The following is a 20,020-nucleotide window of genomic DNA, read 5'->3' on the forward strand; positions in this document are numbered from 1 at the left end:
CCGGTTACATTCCGAACCCGGAAGCTAAGCCTTTCAGCGCCGATGGTACTGCAGGGGGGACCCTGTGGGAGAGTAGGACGCCGCCGAACAAATTTTGAAAGAGAAGCCCCCAGGCTCAGTCTGGGGGCTTCTTTGCGTTCTAGTGCAATTCGCGGAACAGCGTCAGCCATTGGTCAGGGCGGACGAATCCCACGGCGAGGTCGCGGGCAATGCCGGCCTCTGCGAACGCCTTTTTCACTTGCACCGCCGCGCCCGCGGACCGTAGCGAGGCGTACAAAGAACCCCCGATGCCGCTGAAGCCCAGCCTGACCAGCCTGTCATACGCGGCCATGTCCCCCGGCGCGACCAGAGGTGTGCTGCGCCAGACCAGCCGGAGGACGGCGGAGTCGACGCTGGGCACGGGGCGGAAGCTTCGACGGTGCACGGAGCCAGCGAGCTGCCAGGTGAAGGTCGGCCAGGTGCGAATGGTGAGCAGCGTCCAACGGCCGTACGCGCCAGCGCGCTTGCGGGCGAATTCGCGCTGGGTGAGGAGCGTGGCGCTGGTGAGGTGTGGGGAGCGGAGACAGCAATCCACGATGGGGGAGGTGACGGAGTAGGGGATGTTGCCGACCACGGCGAGGGGCTCGTGTGGGGTCCGTGCGTGGAGGAAGTCCTGGCGGAGGACGTCGATGGTGCTGTGGTGACGGGTGCGGGTGGTGAGCTTTGCGGCGTGGAAGGGATCGATTTCGTAGGCGATGACCTTTCGGCAGTGACGGGCGAGCGTCAGCGTCATCGCTCCGGTGCCCGCGCCTGGTTGGAGGACGAGGTCGTGGGGGGAGAGACGCGCTGATTCAACGATGCGCCGGACAGCGTCGGTGTCGACGAGGAAGTTCCGGGAGAGCTCACGGCGAGGGCGGTTTCGCCATGGGAAGGGTGCCCCTTCGGTCCGAGATGTATGGGTCTCGGAGTCCCGGGGCGCGCCAAGGAGGGTGAGGGTGTGTTCTCAGTGGGCCCGGGCCGGGCCCGTGCGGGGACGCCTCACGGCGATGAACGCCTTGGTGATGCCAAAGATGGACATGGGCGTGAAGATAGGTGCCCCCACCGCTGCCCCGGCAATCGGTTTTCAGAGGCGCCCGGCGGCTTTGAGGGCCAGGTAGGCGTCGGCCAGGGCGGGGGCGATGTCGGCCGGATGGGCGTCGATGACGGTGACGCCGTGGCGGGAGAGGCGCTGGGCGGTGCGGAGGCGTTCGTTGCGGGCCTGTTCGGCGGCAGCGGCGGCGTAGACGGCGTCGACGGTGCCGCGGCCTTCCGCGAGTTCCTGGATGCGGGGGTCGGCGACGGAGGCGATGAGGACTTCGTGCCGGCGGGAGAGCTGGGGGAGGACCGGGAGGAGGCCTTCCTCGATGGGGGCGGCGTCGAGGCCGGTGAGGAGTACGACGAGGGAGCGGTGCGGCGCGCGCTGGAGGACGGTGGCGACGAGGCCGGGGGCGTCGGACTCGATGAGCTCGGGTTCGAGGGGGGCCATGGCGTTGACGAGGGCGGAGAGGATGTCTTTCGCATGGTGGCCCTGGACCGAGGCGCGGATGCGGCGGTCGTACGCGAGCAGGTCGACGCGGTCGCCGGCGCGGGCGGCGAGGACGGCGAGCAGGAGGGCAGCGTCCATGGCGGCGTCGAGGCGCGGGGCGTCGCCGACGCGTCCGGCGGAGGTGCGGCCGGTGTCGAGGACGATGAGGATGTGGCGGTCGCGTTCGGGGCGCCAGGTTCGTACGGCGACGGAGCCTCGGCGGGCGGTGGCGCGCCAGTCGATGGAGCGGGTGTCGTCGCCGGGGATGTACTCCCTGAGGGAGTCGAACTCGGTGCCCTGACCGCGGACCAGGAGTGAGGTGCGGCCGTCGAGTTCGCGGAGCCGTGCCAGCCGGGAGGGGAGGTGCTTGCGGCTGGTGAAGGGCGGCAGGACGCGTACGGTCCAGGGGACTCGGTGTGAGCCCTGGCGGCCGGCCAGGCCGAGGGGGCCGAGGGACCGGACCGTGATGCGGTCGGCTGTGCGGTCGCCACGGCGGGTGGGGTGCAGGCGGGTCGTGACGCGGCGGCGTTCGCCGGCCGGGATCGTGAGCCGGTGCCGGGAGGCGGCCACTTCGGTGCCGGGTTGCCAGCTGCTGGGGGGCCAGGCGTCGCGCAGGCGGGCGCGGAGCAAGCGGTTGGCGGGGTTGGTGATGGTGAGGTGGACTTCGACCGCGTCACCCTGGCGCACCGAGGTGTCCCCAGTTCGGGTGATAAGGAGCTTTCGTACTGGCGCGGCGAGCGCGAGGTCGTACAGAATTCCGAATAGCAGGATTCCCTCGACGGCGAGGATGCCGCTCCATCCGGGGAGCAGCAGTCCGACGACGAGGGCGCCGATCGCGGCGAGTAGGGCGGTGCGTCCGGTGAGGGCCATGGGTCGGATGCCGGGTCAGCGGGGGACGGGGACGCGGGACAGGACCGAGGTGATGACGGAGTCCGTCGTCACGCCTTCCATCTCCGCCTCGGGCCGCAGCTGGACGCGGTGCCGGAGTGTGGGCAGGGCGAGGGCTTTGACGTCGTCGGGGATGACGTAGTCGCGGCCGGTGAGCCAGGCCCAGGCGCGGGAGGTGGCGAGCAGGGCGGTGGCTCCACGGGGGGAGACACCGAGGCTGAGGGAGGGGGATTCACGGGTGGCTCGGCAGATATCGACGATGTAGCCGGTGATGTCGGACGAGACGGAGGTCTTGGCGACGGCGGCACGCGCGGATTCCAGCTCGGCGGGGCCGGCGACGGGGCGCAGGCCTGCGGAGTGCAGGTCGCGCGGGTTGAAGCCCTCGGCGTGGCGGGTGAGGACGTCGATCTCGGTGTCGCGGGAGGGCAGCGGGAGGATCAGCTTAAGTAGGAAGCGGTCGAGCTGGGCCTCGGGCAGCGGGTAGGTGCCCTCGTACTCGACGGGGTTCTGGGTGGCGGCGACGAGGAAGGGGTCGGGCAGTGGACGGGGGGTGCCGTCGACCGAGACCTGGCGTTCTTCCATCGCTTCGAGCAGGGAGGCCTGGGTTTTGGGCGGGGTGCGGTTGATCTCGTCGGCGAGGAGGAGGTTGGTGAAGACGGGGCCGGGCTGGAAGGAGAACTCGGCGGTGCGGGCGTCGTAGACCAGCGAGCCGGTGATGTCGCCGGGCATCAGGTCGGGGGTGAACTGGACGCGCTTGGTCTCCAGTTGGAGGGAGGCGGCCAGTGCGCGGACGAGGAGGGTCTTGGCCACTCCGGGGACGCCTTCGAGGAGGACGTGTCCTCGGCAGAGCAGGGCCACCACCAGTCCGGTGACGGCCGGGTCCTGGCCGACGACGGCCTTGGCGATTTCTGTGCGCAGGGCCTCCAGGGAGGCGCGGGCGCTGTCGGCGGTCGGGGCGCTCACGGGTTGGCGTACCTCTCTTTGGCAAGGATGGAGCGTTCAAGGGCGTCGAGGTCGTCCGCGAGTCGCAGCAGGGCGGCGTCGTCGGACGGCGGCGGACCGTGGAGGAGGGTCCGGACGTCGATCGTCGGGTCGGGCATGAGTGCGCTGACGGCGGGTGCCAGGGCGTCGGGTTCGTCGGCCTGCGAGGGCGGGATCCCGACGAGCGGGGCGAGCCGGCGCCGGGTGGCGGCGCGAAGTGCTTCGGCGGCTCGGCCGCGGGCGCGGGCCCTGCGGTAGAGGCGGGCGCGGCCTTCGGTGGCCTCGGCGGCGCGTACGGCGACGGGCAGGCGTTCGGCGACGACGGGGCCGAGGCGGCGGGCCCGCCAGAGGGCGGCGATCAGAGCAGCGACGAAGAGTTGGAGGAGTGCCCAGTCCCAGCCGCTGGGGACGAGGTCGAGGAAGCTCTGCTGCCCGCCGTCGAGGGCGGTGGTGTCGTTCAGGGAGGGGAGGTACCAGACGAGCTTCGGGTGGGCGCCGAGGAGTTGGAGCGCGAGGGAGGCGTTGCCCTGCTGGTCGAGGTACTCGTTCTGGAGCGGGTCGTAGGCGCCGAGGACGACGGTGTCGCCGCCGTTGCCGGCCGGGAGGCGCACCAGGGTGGGGTGGGTGCCGCTGAGGTAGCAGGAGTCGGCGTTCGCGGCGGAGACCGTGTAGGCGATGCCTCCGGTGGTGGCGTTGCCGGCTCGGCGGGCGGCAGGCAGACCGCAGCCGGGGCTGCGGACGCGTACGGAGGCGGTGTTGAGCGCGTCGACCCCCGGAGCGAGGGTGCCGATGGAGGCGGGGGTGGGTGAGAGGAGCACGGTACGGCCGCCGGAGCGCTCGGTGGCCTTGTGGAGGGCGGATTGCTGATGGCCGGTCAACAGATCGGGTACGGCGACGAGGAGGGTGGTGTCGGGGCCGGCCGCGGCGGCGGCCTGGTCGGTGGTGGTCACGACCTTGGTGGTGACGCCCTGGCCGGCGAGGAGCTGGGCGACGGCGCGGCTGCCCCAGGGGTCGGGGGAGGCCGGGTCGAGGGCGTTGTGGTTCTGGTCGGACTGCATGACGGCGTAGGCGTAGATGGCGCCGAAAACGAGGAGGGCGAGCAGGGCCGCCAACAGGGCGCGGGAACGGGTCCACAGCTGGCGGGCGGTGGGCGAGTTCGCGGTCGGTGGTGTCGGACCGCCGGCTGGCTCGGCAGGTGTGTTGGTCTCGGGAGGGGAGGTGGTGGTCATGCGCGGGCGCCCCCGGGCGCGGGGGCGGCTTCGGCGAACCGCGGTTTGCTGCGCTCCAGTTCGGCGTCGAGGTCGCGCAGGGCGGCGTAGGCCTGTTGGGTGGCGGCGCGGCCGCCGTAGGTCACGTCGTCGAAGGTGCGGGCGGCGTCGCGCAGCGGGGCGGCGTGGGCGGGGAGCAGTTGGCCGGCCTCGGCGGCGGCCTCGTCGGCGGTGCGGCCGGGGCGGGGATCGAGCACGGTGCGTTCCTCCAGGGAGCGCACGATGGCGCGCAGACGTTCCTGGACGGCCGGAGTCCACTGGCCCAGGCGGGCGAAGTGCTCGGCGGCGGAGCGGTGTTCGGCGGCGGTGCGCGGGGCGTCGGCGAAGAGCCCCGCGGAGGGCAGCGTGGCTGTACGGAGCTTGCCGAGGCGCAGCCGCAGGGCGACCAGCAGCCCGATGACCAGAGCGATGACGACCACGAGGCCGACGCCGCCTCCGGGGGTGACCCCGGAGGCGGCGGAGAAGAGGTCGTCGATCTTCTGCCAGATCCAGTTCAGGGCGCGATGGAACAGGCTCGGGTCGTTCTGGTGGTAGATCGGCTTGGACAGCTCGTGCCGCGCGGCCTCCCGGGCGGGACCGCTCGGGACGGTGACCGGTACGTCCCCCGTCACCGGCGTCAGCCCCCGTTGGCGGTGCTGTCGGCAGGGGTCTCTCCGTAGCCGGGGACGCCTGCGGCGCGGGCGAGTTCGATGTCCAGGGCTTCGCGGCGGATGCGCTGGTCCATGTAGAGGAGGGCGGTGACGCCGGCGCTGATCGGGAAGGTGATGGTCGAACCGATCACGGCCCCGATGCCGATGATGATGAGCGAGGCCCAGCTGTAGCCGGAGTCTCCGGAGACGAGGGAGGACAGGCCGCCGCTGCCGGTCACGCCGGCGACGAGGACGAAGGGAATCTGGACGACCGACGACACCATGTAGACCAGGAAGGCGGAGAGCAGTTGGATGCCGAACATCCGCCACCACGAGCCGCGCACGAGCTTGGCGGAGCGGGCCATGGCCTTGAAGACGCCCTGCTTCTCCAGCATCAGCGCCGGGGAGGACAGGGTGTAGCGGACCAGCAGCCACGCGATGACGACGAAGGACGCGATGGCACCCAGGAACCCGAGGGCGATTCCGGCCCCGGTGGAGCCGGCGACGGCGACCAGGATGCCCGGGAGGATGCCCACGGCCAGGATGCCGACGGCGATGACCATGAGCAGGGTGGTCAGGCCGAGCAGCCGCAGCAGCTGGGGTCGGGCGTCGGTCCAGGCCTCGCGGGTGGTCACCGGGCGGCCCAGCACGGCGCGGCTGATCACCATGGTGAGCATCGCCGTCGCGATCACGACGCCCAGCAGGGTGATGAGCAGCGTGAGGGCGCTGCCGGCGACGGCACCGCTCAGGGCGCTGGCGATGTCGTTGGCGCTGGGGTTGGGGTTGTTGTCCAGGGCGCTCAGGCTCGAGTTGTCGGCGAGGACGAAGCCCTGCAGGAGGATCGAGGCGGTCTCGGTGACCAGAGCGACGACGAGGGAGACACCGAGCACGGTGCGCCAGTGGGCGCGCATGGTGGAGACCGCGCCGTCCAGGATCTCGCCGACGCCCAGCGGGCGCAGCGGGATCACGCCGGGCTTGGGGGACGGCGGCCGGCCCCAGTTCGGCTGCTGCCAGCCCTGCGGTTGGCCCCAGCCGGTGCCTGCGGGCGGAGGCGGGGGTGGCGGGGCGGCGGGGCCCGAGCCGGTTTGGCCGGGGGCGGACCACTGTCCGGCCGGGGGCTGCTGCTTGGACCACTTCGAGGGCGCAGAATCCTGGGGCGTGCCGGGGCCGTTCTCACGGTCCGGTTCGCCGGAGGGGGATCCGGGCGAGGCCCAGCCCGGAGAGTCGTTCATCATCGCTCCTTCGTTACTGCGCTTCCCGGTCCTTTAACGGTGGGACGGTGGCCATCGTGCCATGGGGTGTGCCGTGCCGTACCTGGGGATGCGTACTGCATGTGGCGCAGGGCAGGGTCCGCCTCGTGGTGCCGCGCCGGGACGGCCCGGTGGCGGGGTGAGAACGCTGTAAATGCGAGTGCTGTCGCGGCAGACTGAGCAGATGGGTGATCAGTTCGTGGAAACTCTGGCCAATGATCCAACGCCGGCGCTGCGTTGGGAGGAACCTCCGGAAGGTCCCGTGCTCGTGCTCCTCGACCAGACCCGGCTGCCGGCCGAGGAGGTGGAGCTGGTCTGCACCGATGTGCCGGCGCTGGTGGAGGCGATCCGCACGCTGGCGGTGCGCGGGGCTCCGCTGCTCGGTATAGCGGGGGCGTACGGGGTCGCGCTGGCGGCCGTACGCGGTTATGACGTGGACGACGCCGCCGAGACGCTGGCGTACGCCCGGCCGACCGCGGTCAACCTGGCTTACGGGGTGCGGCGGGCCGCCGACGCTTATCATGCGGCCCTCACCGACGGCGCCGACACCGAGCGGGCCGCGGCGGCCGCCCTCGCCGAGGCGCGGGCGCTGCACGCGGAGGACGCCGAGGCGAGCGCCGCGATGGCCCGGCGGGGGCTGGAGCTGCTGACGGAGCTGCTGCCCGGCGGCGGCTACCAGGTCCTCACGCACTGCAACACCGGCGCCCTGGTCTCCGGCGGCGAGGGCACTGCCCTGGCCGTGGCGCTCGCCGCCCACCGCGCGGGCGAGCTGCGCCGGCTGTGGGTGGACGAGACCCGCCCGCTGCTCCAGGGCGCCCGCCTCACCGCCTACGAGGCCGCCCGCACCGGCATGGCGTACACGCTCCTCACCGACAACGCGGCGGGCTCGCTCTTCGCCGCAGGCGAGGTCCACGCGGTCCTCATCGGCGCGGACCGCATAGCCGCCGACGGCTCCGTCGCCAACAAGGTCGGCAGCTATCCACTGGCTGTGCTCGCCCGGTATCACAATGTGCCCTTCATCGTGGTCGCGCCGACCACCACCGTTGACCTGGGGACCCCCGACGGGGTCTCGATCGAGGTGGAGCAGCGCTCCGGTCACGAGGTGACGGAATCGGCCGGAAACCCGGTGGCACCGCTTGGCACCCAGGCGTACAACCCTGCGTTCGACATCACACCTGCGGGTTTGATAACGGCGATTGTTACCGAAAACGGCGTGGTTTCGCCGGTTACGCCCGGTGATCTCGCCGCTTTGTGTTCACCTCGTGCTCCAGGTCACGATCAGGTAATGGGATGATGGTGCGTATGAAGGGACGTGTCCTGGTCGTCGACGACGACACCGCACTGGCAGAGATGCTTGGCATCGTGCTGCGCGGCGAAGGTTTTGAGCCGTCGTTCGTGGCCGACGGTGACAAGGCGCTTGCCGCTTTCCGGGAGACCAAGCCCGATCTGGTTCTCCTCGACCTCATGCTCCCCGGACGCGACGGCATCGACGTATGCCGCCAGATCCGGGCCGAGTCAGGGGTACCCATCGTCATGCTCACCGCCAAGAGCGACACGGTCGATGTCGTGGTGGGCCTGGAATCCGGGGCTGATGACTATGTCATCAAGCCGTTCAAGCCGAAGGAGCTGGTGGCCCGGGTACGTGCCCGGCTGCGCCGTGCCGAGGAACCGACACCCGAGCAGCTCGCCATCGGCGACCTGGTCATCGACGTCGCTGGCCACTCGGTCAAGCGCGAGGGGCAGCCGATCGCGCTGACCCCGCTGGAGTTCGACCTACTGGTGGCGCTGGCCCGCAAGCCGTGGCAGGTCTTCACCCGTGAGGTGCTGCTGGAGCAGGTGTGGGGCTATCGGCACGCCGCCGACACCCGCCTGGTCAACGTGCACGTCCAGCGGCTCCGCTCCAAGGTCGAGAAGGACCCCGAGCGTCCCGAGATCGTGGTGACGGTCCGTGGCGTGGGCTACAAGGCGGGTCCGGGCTGACATGGCGGTGCCGTACGGGCGCGAGCGACTGGAGGGCTTCCGCGGCGGGAGTCCGTGGCGTGGGCTGCCTCCGGTGCTCCGCTCGTGCGTGCGCTGGGGGCGCCGCCCGCTGGAGCCCGCGCTGCGGCTGTGGCGGCGCAACATCCAGCTCCGGGTGGTGGCCACCACCTTGCTGATGTCGCTGGGTGTGGTGCTGCTGCTGGGCGTGGTCGTCATCGGCCAGGTCAAGAACGGGCTGCTCGACGCCAAGCGGCAGGCCGCCCAGAGCCAGGCCATCGGCGGGTTCGGCGTGGCGAAGGAGAAGGCGGGCAACACCTCCGACTCCTCCGGCACCAGCACGGCCACCCGCGGCCAGACCGACGCCGGCGCCTGGCTGACTGCCCTGGTCGAACAGCTCGCCAGCGGCGGCCAGGGCGCGTACTCGGTCGTCGCGCTCAGTTCCGACGCTCAGCCCACCAGTGACGGCGGCGACAGCGCGGGCACCCGCGGCCCGCGCGCCTCAGGCTCGGTCCTGCCCGAGGACAGCGTGCCGACGCAGCTGCGCGCCGCCCTGGACAGCAGCACCAAGGTGCAGTGGGAGTACACGACCCTGCTGCGGGAGAACCAGAGCGAGGGCCAGGCGGCACTCGCCGTCGGCCAGCGGATGGAAGACCCCAACGGGCATCCGTACCAGCTGTACTACCTCTTCCCCTTCGACCAGGAGGAGAAGACCCTCAACCTGGTCAAGGGCACCCTGGCGACCGCCGGGATCTTCGTGGTCGTGCTGCTCGGCGCCATCGCGTGGATGGTCGTCCGGCAGGTGGTCACGCCCGTCCGGATGGCCGCCGGGATCTCCGAGCGGCTCGCGGCCGGGCGGCTCCAGGAGCGGATGAAGGTCAGCGGCGAGGACGACATCGCCCGGCTCGGCGAGTCCTTCAACAAAATGGCGCAGACCCTCCAGGTCAAGATCCAGCAGCTGGAGGACCTGTCGCGGATGCAACGCCGTTTCGTCTCCGACGTCTCGCACGAGCTGCGCACCCCCCTGACCACCGTCCGTATGGCCGCCGACGTCATCCACGACGCCCGCGAGGACTTCGACCCGGCGACCTCCCGCTCCGCCGAGCTGCTGCAGACCCAGCTGGACCGCTTCGAGTCGCTGCTGTCCGACCTGCTGGAGATCAGCCGCTTCGACGCGGGCGCGGCCGAGCTGGCCGCCGAGCCGATCGACCTGCGGGACGTCGTACGCAGGGTGGTCGAGGCGGCCGAGCCGCTGTCCGAGCGCAAGGGCAGCCGGGTCGTCGTGCGCGGCGACGAGCAGCCGGTGATCGCCGAGGTGGACGCCCGGCGGGTCGAGCGGGTGCTGCGCAATCTCGTGGTCAACGCCGTCGAGCACGGCGAGGGCAACGACGTGGTCGTACGGCTGGCCTCGGCGGGCGGCGCGGTCGCAGTCTCCGTACGGGACTACGGGGTCGGGCTCAAGCCCGGCGAGGCCACCCGGGTCTTCAACCGCTTCTGGCGTGCCGACCCGGCCCGCGCCCGCACCACCGGCGGCACCGGCCTCGGCCTGTCCATCGCGGTCGAGGACGCGAGGTTGCACGGCGGCTGGCTGCAGGCCTGGGGCGAACCGGGCGGCGGCTCGCAGTTCCGGCTGACCCTGCCGCGTACGGCCGGCGAGAGCCTGCGCGGCTCGCCGATCGCCCTGGAACCGGAGGACTCCCGGCGCAACCGCGTCCTCAGGACCCCCGTGCCGCCGCCCGCACCGGTGGCGACCGTGGCCCGGGCGGTGGCCACGCGCGACTCCGGACCGGCGCTGCCCGGCCCCCGTATCGCTCCTGCCATCCCGTCCATCCCGCCGATGCCGGTCGCCCCGCACCGCCCGCCCGCGGCTGACCCGGCGGCACTGCCAGGCAGCGGCGCGCGGGTCGTCGGGCACGGGGCCGGCACGGTCGGTGCGAGGAACAGCAGCACCGGCACAAACACCGCCTCCGGCAGCGGCACGGTCGACGAGGCGCGGGAGGACCAGCACTGATGCGGGCGATGGGGGGCGGCCCTCGGGGCCTAAGTGGCCTTCGTGACCTTCGTGACCTTCGTGACCTTCGTGACCTTCGAAGCATGCGTGGCCTTCTGGGCATTCGTGGCCCGTTCAGGGCCGGCGTGCTGCTGGGCTGCCTCGCGCTGCTCGCGGGGTGCGCCTCCATGCCCAGTAGCGGCGAGGTGCGCAAGGTCGACGGCGCGCAGCATGACGACGCGGACACGCAGGTGCGGGTCTACGGCGTCAAGCCGCAGAAGGGCGAGAGCGCCACGCAGATCGTCAGCGGCTTCCTCGAGGCGACGACCAGCAGCGAGGTGAACTACGACACCGCGCGCGAATATCTGGCGAAGGACCTCAAGAAGACCTGGAACCCCAACGCCCGGATCACCGTCCTGTCCGGCGGCCCCCTGCAGAGCCTCGAATCCGGCGGGACCGACCGGACCGACACCAGCCAGCACTACGCCACCGTCAGTCTGGCCGGCACGGCTGTCGCCGCCGTGGACAGCAAGCACGCCTACCGGGCCGTAGACACGCAGTACCGCAAGGAGATCCACCTCTCCAAGGAGAACGGCGAGTGGCGGATCGACGACGTGCCCAACGGGCTGGTCCTCAGCGCAGCCGACTTCCAGCGGCTCTACCGCTCCGTCGACATCTACTTCTACGCCTCGCTGGGACCGGATGCCGTCGCCGCCGGCACGCGCCGTGACGTGCTGGTCGCCGACCCGGTCTACCTGCGTCGTACGCAGATAAACCTGCTGCAGTCCACGGTCAGTTCGCTGCTGTCCGGACCCACGGACTGGCTGGATCCGGTGGTCGGCTCCGCCTTCCCTCCCGGCACGACGGTCAAGGACCTGTCCCTCGACGACTCGCAGCATCTGACGGTCAAGCTCAGCAAGACGGTCGGCGGCACCGGCCAGGACTGCCGGCTGATGGCCGCGCAGCTCATGAACACCGTGCAGGGCGTGGCGACCTCGCCGGTCGCATCGGTGGAGCTGCAGGGTCCCGACGGCGCGGCCACGTGCAGCCTGTCGCAGCAACAGGCCGCCGCATACGCCCCCGACCAGGTGGCCGGGGCGCCCACGCAGCCGTACTTCATCGACACCCAGCACCGGCTCGTCAGCCTCTCCGGCAGCGCGAGCACGGCGGAACGGGTGGCGGGACCGCTCGGCGCGGGCCAGGTGAACCTGGGCTCGGTCGCCGTACGGCGTGACGAGGCCTACGCGGCGGGCGTGAAGGCCGACGGCAGCGCGCTGTACGTCACCCGGCTCGCGGCGGACGCCGGGCTGGGCCAGCCGGTGATCAAGAGTTCCGGGCAGGGCAAGGAGAACGGCCTCAGCGCGCCCAGCTGGGACGGCTACGGCGGCCTGTGGGTCGCCGACCGCAACCCGGCCAAGCCCCGGCTGCTGATGCTGCCCGACGGCGCGGACAGCCCTGTCGAGGTGGCGGTGCCCGACCTCGGGAAGGGGCGGATCGAGTCGCTGCGGGTGGCCGCCGACGGCGTACGGATCGCCATGCTGGTGACGGAGAACGGCCGTACGATGCTGCGGCTCGGCCGGATCGAGCGAAGCGGCACGCAGCAACACCCGCAGCTCACGGTCACCGCACTGCGGCTGGTCACCCCGCACCTGGAGGACGTCAAGGCCGCATCCTGGGCCGGGGTCAGCCGGCTGGTGGTGGTCGGCCAGGAGTCGGGCGGCGTGGAGCAGATCCAGTACGTCGACGTCGACGGCTCGGCCTCCGACACGACGACGCTGCCCGGCATCAGCGGTGTCGCGTCGGTCGCCGCGTCCGAAAGTCCGGACAAGCCGCTGCTCGCGGAGCTGGGCGACGGGATCTTCCGGCTTCCGACGGACGCCAACTGGAAGCAGGTCAGCCCCAAGGGCAGCTCGCCGGTCTATCCGGGCTGAGCGGCGGCCCGCGCCGCCTGCGACGCGTGCGTTCGAGTTATCCACAGGCGGGTTATCCACAAGTGCGCCGACGGCCCTGGCGGGGAGTGCCCGATGGGGGCAACCTTGGACATATGCGGGGGTTGTGGCGGGAGCTGGTGGGGGTGGTGTTACCGGCGGAGTGCGCGGGGTGCGGGGAGGCGCGGACGGGGTTGTGCGAGGAGTGCAGGGCGGCGCTCGGGAGAGGAGCGGCGCGGGCGAGGCCGGATCCGGAGCCGGTGGGACTGCCCGATGTGTACGCGGCAGCGGCGTATGCCGACGAGGTACGGGCAGTGCTGATCGCCCACAAGGAGCGCGGGGCGCTGGGGCTTGCGCGGCCGCTGGGGGCGGCGTTGGCGGGGGCGGTGCGCTCCGCGGCGGTGAGGCAGGGCGGCGGGGAGGTGCTGCTGGTGCCGGTGCCGTCTTCGAGGCGGGCGGTGGCGGCGCGGGGGCATGACGCGGCCCGGCGGATCGCCAGGGCGGCGGCCCGGGAGCTGCGGGGCGGAGGCCGCCGGGTACGGGTGGCGGCGGTGGTGCGGCAGGGGCGCGTGGTGGCCGACCAGTCGGGGCTGAGCGCCCGTGAGCGGCTGGCGAACCTCGGGGGAGCCCTGGTGGTTGTTCCCGGTGCCGGGAGGCTGCTGGAGGCGGCGCCGGTGGTCCTGGTGGACGACCTGATGACGACCGGTGCGTCACTGGTGGCGGCGGCCGCGGCGGTGCGGGCAGCGGGAGGAATGGTGGCCGGTGCGGCGGTAATCGCGGCGCCGGCGACGGCCCTCGTGAGCCGTGCAGGTCAGGGGGAAACGGAACTCGGAAGTCAGGGTCATCGTTGCAGCTAGTACAAGCGGGGGTCACCCGAATGGAGGTATCGAGCCTCTGGGGGTGCCGACCTCCGTCCTCCGGGTCTATGTTCGGTTGTGAGGAACAGTTCACCCCGAATTCAGGGGGTGTAGATCTTCCTCACGGGGGAGGAGGAGGTGAAAGTCGCGGCTTCGCCGCCCGGAAGCCTCCGGAGCGCGCGGAGCGGCAGCTAGCACAGCGCCGGGTGGGACCTGGTGCCCGCCGGCCTCAGCGCAAGGGATGCGCCCCGTCCGACCGGGGCGATCCGGAACGGAGTTCTGCGTGGACATCGTCGTCAAGGGCCGCAAGACCGAGGTGCCCGAGCGGTTCCGGAAACACGTGACTGAGAAGCTGGAGAAGATCCAGAAGCTCGACGGCAAGGTGATCAGCCTGGACGTCGAGGTGTCCAAGGAGCCGAACCCCCGGCAGGCAGACCGCTGCGACCGCGTGGAGATTACCATGCTCACGCGCGGACCCGTGGTCCGGGCCGAGGCTGCGGCGGCCGACCCGTACGCGGCACTGGACATCGCCGTGAGCAAGCTTGAGGCACGGCTGCGCAAGGCGGCCGACAAGCGCAGGGTGCACCGTGGCGGCAGCCGTACTCCGACCAGTGTTGCCGAGGCCACAGCAGGGCTGACCGCCCCGCTGGAGTTCAACGGCAGCCGGCCCGCCGCCTCGACGTCCGGTGATGTGCCCACCACCAGGATGGGATCCGTGGAGGTCCAGGGCGAAGGCCCGATGGTGGTACGGGAGAAGACGCACGCGGCAGCACCTATGGCGCTCGACCAGGCGCTCTACGAAATGGAGCTGGTCGGGCATGACTTCTATCTGTTCATCGACTCCGACACAGGAGTGGCGAGTGTCGTCTACCGGCGGCACGGATACGACTACGGCGTCATTCACCTCAAGGCCGACCTCTCCGCCGAGGAGGCGCCCTCCGGTGCGGGCGGTGCCCTGCGCCGGTGAATGAGCGTCGCAAGCGGCGCCAACCGCGGCGCCCCCGGGCCTGACACGACCTCGCCCGGGGGCGCCGCCCTGCCTGGGCATGGAATCATGGGGCGGGCAGCCAACGTACGGGCCGCGTAGTCCGGTTGGCCAGGCACGGAAATGTGCAGCTAACCACGGGCGCCGACCCGAGGGGGAGGAACCGATGGCGGACAGCTTCGAGCCCGCGGTGGTCGGCGAAACAGGCCCGGACACCGGCAGGCCGGGCGCGCCGCGCCAGGAGCCGATCAGGGTCCTGGTCGTCGATGACCACGCCCTGTTCCGGCGAGGCCTGGAGATCGTGCTGGCTCAGGAGGAGGACATCCAGGTCGTCGGCGAGGCCGGCGACGGGGCGGAGGCGGTGGACAAGGCGGCGGATCTGCTGCCCGACATCGTCCTGATGGACGTACGGATGCCCAAACGCGGCGGCATCGAGGCCTGCACCTCCATCAAGGAGGTGGCACCCAGCGCCAAGATCATCATGCTGACGATAAGCGACGAGGAAGCCGACCTCTACGAGGCCATCAAGGCGGGCGCGACCGGCTACCTGCTCAAGGAGATCTCCACGGACGAGGTCGCCACCGCGATCCGCGCCGTGGCGGACGGGCAGTCGCAGATCAGCCCCTCGATGGCGTCCAAGCTGCTCACCGAGTTCAAGTCGATGATCCAGCGCACGGACGAGCGGCGCCTCGTCCCCGCCCCGAAGCTCACCGACCGCGAGCTGGAGGTCCTGAAGCTGGTGGCCACGGGCCTGAACAACCGGGACATCGCCAAGCAGCTCTTCATCAGCGAGAACACCGTCAAGAACCACGTGCGGAACATCCTGGAGAAGCTCCAGCTGCACTCCAGGATGGAGGCCGTGGTCTACGCGATGCGCGAGAAGATCCTGGAGATCAGGTAAGGGCGGCCGCCAGCGCGGCGGCGAGCTTCGGGTCGCCGAGGCGTTCGAGACGCACGGAGTCGCAGCCGACCCACTCGGCGGCCTCCCTGAGGGCCGCCGCCATGGGCTCGACCGCCTTGGGTCCGTCCAGGGAGACCTGACGCGCGATGAGCGTGGTGCCCTCGCGCGCGGGGTCGGCCCGGCCCACGAGGTGGCCGCCGGCCAGCAGCGGCATGGCGAAGTAGCCGTGTATCCGCTTGGGCTTGGGGACGTACGCCTCGAGGCGGTGGGTGAAGCCGAAGATCCGCTGGGTGCGGGGCCGGTCCCAGACGAGGGAGTCGAAAGGCGACAGCAGGGTGGTGCGGTGGCGGCCGCGCGGGGCGGTGGCGAGGGCGGCCGGGTCCGCCCAGGCGGCCTTGCCCCAGCCCTCGACCTCGACCGGGACGAGGCCGGAGTCGGCGACCACGGCGACCACCTGATCGCCCTTGAGGCGGTGGTAGTCGGCCAGATCGGCCCGCGTGGCGACACCCATCGCCGCGCCGGCCTGGGCGACCAGACGGCGCATGCACTCGGCGTCGTCGATGTCGTCGTGCAGCAGGGCGTCGGGGACGGCGCGCTCGGCGAGGTCGTAGACCCGCTTCCAGCCGCGCCGCTCGGTGCAGACGACCTCCCCGGTGTCGAGCAGCCACTCGACGGCGATCTTGGTCTCGGACCAGTCCCACCAGGGGCCGCCGTTCTTGGCGCCGCCCAACTCCGTTGAGGTCAGCGGCCCGTCGGCCTTGAGCCGGTCCCGTACGGCCGCGCACGAGCGGTCGGCGTCCGCCATCACATGCCAGCGGTGCCCGCGCGCCCGCCGCGCCCGGCGGCGGAAGGCGAAGTGCGGCCACTCCTCGATCGGGAGGATGCAGGCGGCGTGCGACCAGTACTCGAAAGCGTGATTCTCGGTCCAGTACGCCTCCTCCACCGCCGGACGGCCGACGGCGCCCAGCCGCGCGTACGGAATCAGCTCATGGGAGCGTGCCAGCACCGAGATCGTGTCGAGCTGTACCGCGCCCAGGTGCCGCAACACGCCCCGCACGCCGCCGCGCCGGTCGGGGGAGCCCAGGAATCCCTGCGCGCGCAGCGCGATCCGGCGGGCGTCGTCGGCGGACAGGGAGACAGGTGTCGTCATGCCGGTCAGCGTATGGCGCGGTACTGACAATCGGGCCTCAGCCAATTCAGGCCCCAGTAATCATCAGGCCCAGCAATCATCAGGGCCCCGCAATCACGCCTTCGGCAGCGGCAGGTGCGGGGTCGCGGACGTCAGCCCCAGGTCGCTCGGCAGAAGCGAGCCCCACCAGATGTCCCGCCTGGTGCCCTCGAAGACGAGCTTGGCGCGCATCGTGCCCTCCATCCGGAAGCCGGTCTTCAGGGCGACGGCCCGTGAGCCCTCGTTGCCCGCCTCGGCGCCCCACTCCATCCGCTCGACGCCCAGATCCTCGAAGCCCCAGCGCACCACGGCCCGCGCCGCCTCCACCGTGTAGCCGAGGCCGCGCAGCTCCTTGACCGTCCAGTAGCCCAGCTCGGCCTGCCGCTGCGGCGCGGAGAGCTCCAGCCTCACCAGCCCCATGGCCCCCACCAGCTGCCCGCCGTCCTTGGTGGTGACGGCGAAGTTGTACATGGTGTCGTCCCGCCAGCCGTCCGGGCAGATCTGGCCCACGAACCCTTCGGCGTGCTCGTACGTATAAGGAGAGGGCACCGACGTCCAGCGCGGGATCTCGGGATCCTGGCAGGCGGTGTGCACGGCCCCGGCGTCGCCGGTGGTGAAGGGGCGGAGCAGCAGGCGCTCCGTCGTGAGGGTTATCGGCTCCATGCCCCGCAGTATCACCGAAATCGGGTGAGAACCGCCCGGTGTGCTGACGGGACCTCCCGAGTGGCTGGTGTCCTCGCTTACGATGGCCGTTGCAGCGGGGCATGACCTGCTGTGCCCAGCGCGAAGTGTGTGCCAGGCCCGACCGGCAAGGAGCCAACCTACGTGTCCGTCCTCAACAAGATCCTGCGTGCAGGCGAAGGCAAGATCCTGCGCAAGCTGCACCGCATCGCGGACCAGGTCAATTCCATCGAAGAGGATTTTGTCAACCTCTCCGACGCCGAGCTGCGGGCTCTCACGGACGAGTACAGGGAGCGGTACGCGGACGGCGAGAGCCTGGACGACCTGCTCCCCGAGGCCTTCGCCACCGTCCGCGAGGCCGCCAAGCGCGTCCTCGGCCAGCGCCACTACGACGTACAGCTGATGGGCGGCGCCGCCCTGCACCTGGGTTACGTCGCCGAGATGCGCACCGGTGAGGGCAAGACCCTGGTCGGCACCCTGCCCGCGTATCTGAACGCGCTGTCCGGCAAGGGCGTCCACCTGATCACCACCAACGACTACCTCGCCGAGCGCGACTCGGAGTGGATGGGCCGGGTGCACAAGTTCCTCGGCCTCGACGTCGGCGTGATCCTCGCCAACATGAACCCGGCGCAGCGTCGCGAGCAGTACGCCGCCGACATCACCTATGGCACCAACAACGAGTTCGGCTTCGACTACCTGCGCGACAACATGGCGTGGTCGAAGGAAGAACTGGTGCAACGCGGACACAACTTCGCGATCGTCGATGAGGTCGACTCGATCCTCATCGACGAGGCCCGTACGCCGCTGATCATCTCCGGCCCCGCCGACCAGGCCACCAAGTGGTACTCGGACTTCGCCAAGCTCGTGACCCGCCTCAAGGCGGGCGAGGCCGCCAACCCCATGAAGCGGGACGAGGACGGCAGGCCGCAGCAGGAGACCGGCGACTACGACTTCGACGAGAAGAAGCGCACCGTCTCCATCCACGAGTCCGGCGTCGCCAAGGTCGAGGACTGGCTGGGCATCGACAACCTCTACGAGTCGGTGAACACCCCGCTTGTGGGCTACCTCAACAACGCCCTCAAGGCCAAGGAGCTCTACAAGAAGGACAAGGACTACGTCGTCATGGACGGCGAAGTCATGATCGTCGACGAGCACACCGGCCGTGTCCTGGCCGGCCGCCGCTACAACGAGGGCATGCACCAGGCGATCGAGGCGAAGGAAGGGGTGGACATCAAGGACGAGAACCAGACCCTCGCCACGATCACCCTGCAGAACTTCTTCCGCCTGTACGACAAGCTCTCCGGCATGACCGGTACGGCCATGACCGAGGCCGCGGAGTTCCACCAGATCTACAAGCTCGGCGTCATCCCGATCCCGACGAACCGCCCGATGCAGCGCCTGGACCGTGCGGACCTGATCTACCGCACCGAAGAGGCGAAGTTCGCGGCCGTCGTCGAGGACATCGCCGAGAAGCACGAGAAGGGCCAGCCGGTCCTGGTCGGCACCGTCTCCGTCGAGAAGTCCGAGTACCTGTCGCAGCAGCTCGCCAAGCGCGGCGTGCCGCACGAGGTGCTCAACGCCAAGCAGCACGACCGTGAGGCCACGATCGTCGCCCAGGCCGGCCGCAAGGGCGCCGTCACCGTCGCCACGAACATGGCCGGCCGTGGTACCGACATCAAGCTCGGCGGCAACCCCGACGACCTCGCCGAGGCGGAGCTGCGCCAGCGCGGCCTGGACCCGATCGAGCACGTCGAGGAGTGGGCGGCGGCCCTGCCGGAGGCGCTCAAGCGCGCCGAGGCGGCGGTCAAGGCCGAGTTCGAGGAGGTCAAGGAGCTCGGCGGGCTGTACGTCCTCGGGACCGAGCGGCACGAATCGCGCCGTATCGACAACCAGCTGCGCGGCCGCTCCGGCCGTCAGGGCGACCCGGGCGAGTCCCGCTTCTACCTCTCGCTGGGCGACGACCTGATGCGGCTGTTCAAGGCGCAGATGGTCGAGCGTGTGATGTCCATGGCGAATGTGCCGGACGACGTCCCGATCGAGAACAAGATGGTCACGCGGGCCATCGCCTCGGCCCAGTCGCAGGTCGAGCAGCAGAACTTCGAGATCCGCAAGAACGTCCTGAAGTACGACGAGGTGCTGAACCGCCAGCGCGAGGTCATCTACGGTGAGCGCCGCCGCGTCCTTGAGGGTGAGGACCTGCACGAGCAGGTGCGGCACTTCATGGACGACACGATCGACGACTACATCGCGATCGAGACCTCGGAGGGCTTCGCCGAGGACTGGGACCTCGAACGGCTGTGGGGCGCCTTCAAGCAGCTCTACCCGGTCACCGTCACCATCGAGGACCTGGAGGAGGCGGCCGGCGATCGCGCCGGGATCACCGCCGAGTTCATCGCCGAGATGGTCAAGGACGACATCCACGAGCAGTACGAGGAGCGCGAGAAGTCCCTCGGCGAGGAGATCACTCGCGAGCTGGAGCGGCGGGTCGTCCTGTCCGTGCTCGACCGCAAGTGGCGTGAGCACCTGTACGAGATGGACTACCTGCAGGAAGGCATCGGCCTGCGGGCGATGGCGCAGCGCGACCCGCTGGTGGAGTACCAGCGCGAGGGCTTCGACATGTTCACGCAGATGATGGACGGCATCAAGGAGGAGTCCGTCGGCTACCTGTTCAACCTGGAGGTCCAGGTCGAGCAGCAGGTCGAGGAGGTCCCGGTGGCCGCCGAGGCCGCGGACGAGGCGCCGTCCCTGGTCAAGCAGGACGCGCGTCCCGAGATCCGGGCCAAGGGCCTCGAGGCCCCCAAGCGGGCGGACCGGCTGCACTTCTCCGCCCCGTCGGTGGACGGCGAGGGCGGCGTCGTCGAGGGCGAGTTCGACAACGGCGAGGACCCCGCTGCCGAGTCGGACGGCCTCACGCGCGCGGAGCGGCGCAAGGCCCAGCGCGGCGGCCGTCGCCGCAAGAAGTAACGCGCAGCGC

General features: G+C 70.8%; 15 protein-coding genes, 1 rRNA gene and 1 pseudogene. 9 read left to right on the forward strand and 8 right to left on the reverse strand.

The window, feature by feature from the left end; translation table 11 throughout:
* Positions 1–89 (forward strand): 5S ribosomal RNA (gene rrf, locus EFK10_RS33790); the annotation flags it as partial.
* 50 nt (positions 90–139) lie between these two features.
* Here the strand turns inward: rrf and erm are convergent.
* The 6 genes and pseudogenes from erm to EFK10_RS33820 all read right to left on the reverse strand — a co-directional run.
* Positions 140–886, reverse strand: a pseudogene (gene erm, locus EFK10_RS33795) (23S ribosomal RNA methyltransferase Erm); the annotation flags it as partial.
* Between the two features lie 216 nt (positions 887–1,102).
* On the reverse strand, positions 1,103–2,413 hold the full coding sequence (locus tag EFK10_RS33800; RefSeq protein ID WP_127359466.1) for a DUF58 domain-containing protein: 1,311 nt from the start codon (positions 2,411–2,413) through the stop codon (positions 1,103–1,105).
* A 15-nt stretch (positions 2,414–2,428) separates the two neighbouring features.
* Positions 2,429–3,394: an AAA family ATPase gene (locus EFK10_RS33805; RefSeq protein WP_127359467.1), complete on the reverse strand. Its 966-nt coding sequence runs from the start codon at positions 3,392–3,394 to the stop codon at positions 2,429–2,431.
* On the reverse strand, positions 3,391–4,641 hold the full coding sequence (locus tag EFK10_RS33810; protein ID WP_127359468.1) for a DUF4350 domain-containing protein: 1,251 nt from the start codon (positions 4,639–4,641) through the stop codon (positions 3,391–3,393). The genes EFK10_RS33805 and EFK10_RS33810 overlap by 4 nt, the downstream gene beginning before the upstream one ends.
* Entirely contained in the window at positions 4,638–5,291 is a 654-nt protein-coding gene (locus tag EFK10_RS33815; protein WP_127359469.1) for a DUF4129 domain-containing protein, read from the reverse strand. The genes EFK10_RS33810 and EFK10_RS33815 overlap by 4 nt, the downstream gene beginning before the upstream one ends.
* 5 nt (positions 5,292–5,296) lie before the next feature.
* On the reverse strand, positions 5,297–6,541 hold the full coding sequence (locus EFK10_RS33820) for a DUF7544 domain-containing protein (RefSeq protein WP_127359489.1): 1,245 nt from the start codon (positions 6,539–6,541) through the stop codon (positions 5,297–5,299).
* A gap of 202 nt (positions 6,542–6,743) precedes the next feature.
* Between EFK10_RS33820 and mtnA the strand changes: the two genes are divergently transcribed.
* The 7 genes from mtnA to EFK10_RS33855 all read left to right on the forward strand — a co-directional run bounded on the left by mtnA (position 6,744) and on the right by EFK10_RS33855 (position 15,197).
* Positions 6,744–7,853, forward strand: coding sequence for an S-methyl-5-thioribose-1-phosphate isomerase (gene mtnA / locus EFK10_RS33825; protein ID WP_127359470.1), 1,110 nt, complete (start codon positions 6,744–6,746; stop codon positions 7,851–7,853).
* Entirely contained in the window at positions 7,850–8,539 is a 690-nt protein-coding gene (gene mtrA / locus EFK10_RS33830) for a two-component system response regulator MtrA (RefSeq protein WP_127359471.1), read from the forward strand. The genes mtnA and mtrA overlap by 4 nt, the downstream gene beginning before the upstream one ends.
* 1 nt (position 8,540) lies before the next feature.
* On the forward strand, positions 8,541–10,547 hold the full coding sequence (gene mtrB / locus EFK10_RS33835) for an MtrAB system histidine kinase MtrB (RefSeq protein WP_127359472.1): 2,007 nt from the start codon (positions 8,541–8,543) through the stop codon (positions 10,545–10,547).
* Between the two features lie 83 nt (positions 10,548–10,630).
* The gene (locus tag EFK10_RS33840) at positions 10,631–12,457 is read left to right on the forward strand and encodes an LpqB family beta-propeller domain-containing protein (protein ID WP_127359473.1); all 1,827 of its coding nucleotides are present in this window, start codon (positions 10,631–10,633) and stop codon (positions 12,455–12,457) included.
* Positions 12,458–12,714: 257 nt separating this feature from the next.
* Entirely contained in the window at positions 12,715–13,311 is a 597-nt protein-coding gene (locus EFK10_RS47990; RefSeq protein WP_164836257.1) for a ComF family protein, read from the forward strand.
* Positions 13,312–13,594: 283 nt separating this feature from the next.
* The gene (gene hpf, locus EFK10_RS33850; RefSeq protein ID WP_127359474.1) at positions 13,595–14,278 is read left to right on the forward strand and encodes a ribosome hibernation-promoting factor, HPF/YfiA family; all 684 of its coding nucleotides are present in this window, start codon (positions 13,595–13,597) and stop codon (positions 14,276–14,278) included.
* A 184-nt stretch (positions 14,279–14,462) separates the two neighbouring features.
* Positions 14,463–15,197 carry a response regulator gene (locus EFK10_RS33855; protein WP_127359475.1) on the forward strand — a complete coding sequence of 245 codons (735 nt, stop codon included), beginning with the start codon at positions 14,463–14,465 and terminating at the stop codon, positions 15,195–15,197.
* Here EFK10_RS33855 and EFK10_RS33860 read toward each other — a convergent pair.
* Positions 15,190–16,347: a winged helix-turn-helix domain-containing protein gene (locus tag EFK10_RS33860; protein WP_127359476.1), complete on the reverse strand. Its 1,158-nt coding sequence runs from the start codon at positions 16,345–16,347 to the stop codon at positions 15,190–15,192. The two genes, EFK10_RS33855 and EFK10_RS33860, sit on opposite strands and share 8 nt — an antisense overlap.
* A 93-nt stretch (positions 16,348–16,440) precedes the next feature.
* Positions 16,441–17,028 carry a GNAT family N-acetyltransferase gene (locus tag EFK10_RS33865; RefSeq protein ID WP_127359477.1) on the reverse strand — a complete coding sequence of 196 codons (588 nt, stop codon included), beginning with the start codon at positions 17,026–17,028 and terminating at the stop codon, positions 16,441–16,443.
* A gap of 162 nt (positions 17,029–17,190) precedes the next feature.
* Here EFK10_RS33865 and secA point away from each other — a divergent pair, with 162 nt between their 5' ends.
* Positions 17,191–20,010, forward strand: a complete 2,820-nt coding sequence (gene secA / locus EFK10_RS33870) for a preprotein translocase subunit SecA (protein WP_127359478.1) — start codon at positions 17,191–17,193, stop codon at positions 20,008–20,010.
* Positions 20,011–20,020 lie beyond the last annotated feature (10 nt).

It is taken from the genome of Streptomyces soli (genome assembly GCF_003999195.1).
GTDB lineage: Bacteria > Actinomycetota > Actinomycetes > Streptomycetales > Streptomycetaceae > Actinacidiphila > Actinacidiphila soli.

Excerpts from the sequence above, each read along its gene's own strand:
- EFK10_RS33865 (WP_127359477.1), bottom strand. The coding sequence starts at position 17,028 with ATGGAGCCGATAACCCTCACGACGGAGCGCCTGCTGCTCCGCCCCTTC.
- EFK10_RS33810 (WP_127359468.1), bottom strand. The coding sequence starts at position 4,641 with ATGACCACCACCTCCCCTCCCGAGACCAACACACCTGCCGAGCCAGCC.
- EFK10_RS33800 (WP_127359466.1), bottom strand. The coding sequence starts at position 2,413 with ATGGCCCTCACCGGACGCACCGCCCTACTCGCCGCGATCGGCGCCCTC.
- EFK10_RS33840 (WP_127359473.1), top strand. The coding sequence starts at position 10,631 with ATGCGTGGCCTTCTGGGCATTCGTGGCCCGTTCAGGGCCGGCGTGCTG.
- mtrB (WP_127359472.1), top strand. The coding sequence starts at position 8,541 with ATGGCGGTGCCGTACGGGCGCGAGCGACTGGAGGGCTTCCGCGGCGGG.
- EFK10_RS33820 (WP_127359489.1), bottom strand. The coding sequence starts at position 6,541 with ATGAACGACTCTCCGGGCTGGGCCTCGCCCGGATCCCCCTCCGGCGAA.
- mtnA (WP_127359470.1), top strand. The coding sequence starts at position 6,744 with ATGGGTGATCAGTTCGTGGAAACTCTGGCCAATGATCCAACGCCGGCG.
- EFK10_RS33860 (WP_127359476.1), bottom strand. The coding sequence starts at position 16,347 with ATGACGACACCTGTCTCCCTGTCCGCCGACGACGCCCGCCGGATCGCG.
- EFK10_RS33855 (WP_127359475.1), top strand. The coding sequence starts at position 14,463 with ATGGCGGACAGCTTCGAGCCCGCGGTGGTCGGCGAAACAGGCCCGGAC.
- mtrA (WP_127359471.1), top strand. The coding sequence starts at position 7,850 with ATGATGGTGCGTATGAAGGGACGTGTCCTGGTCGTCGACGACGACACC.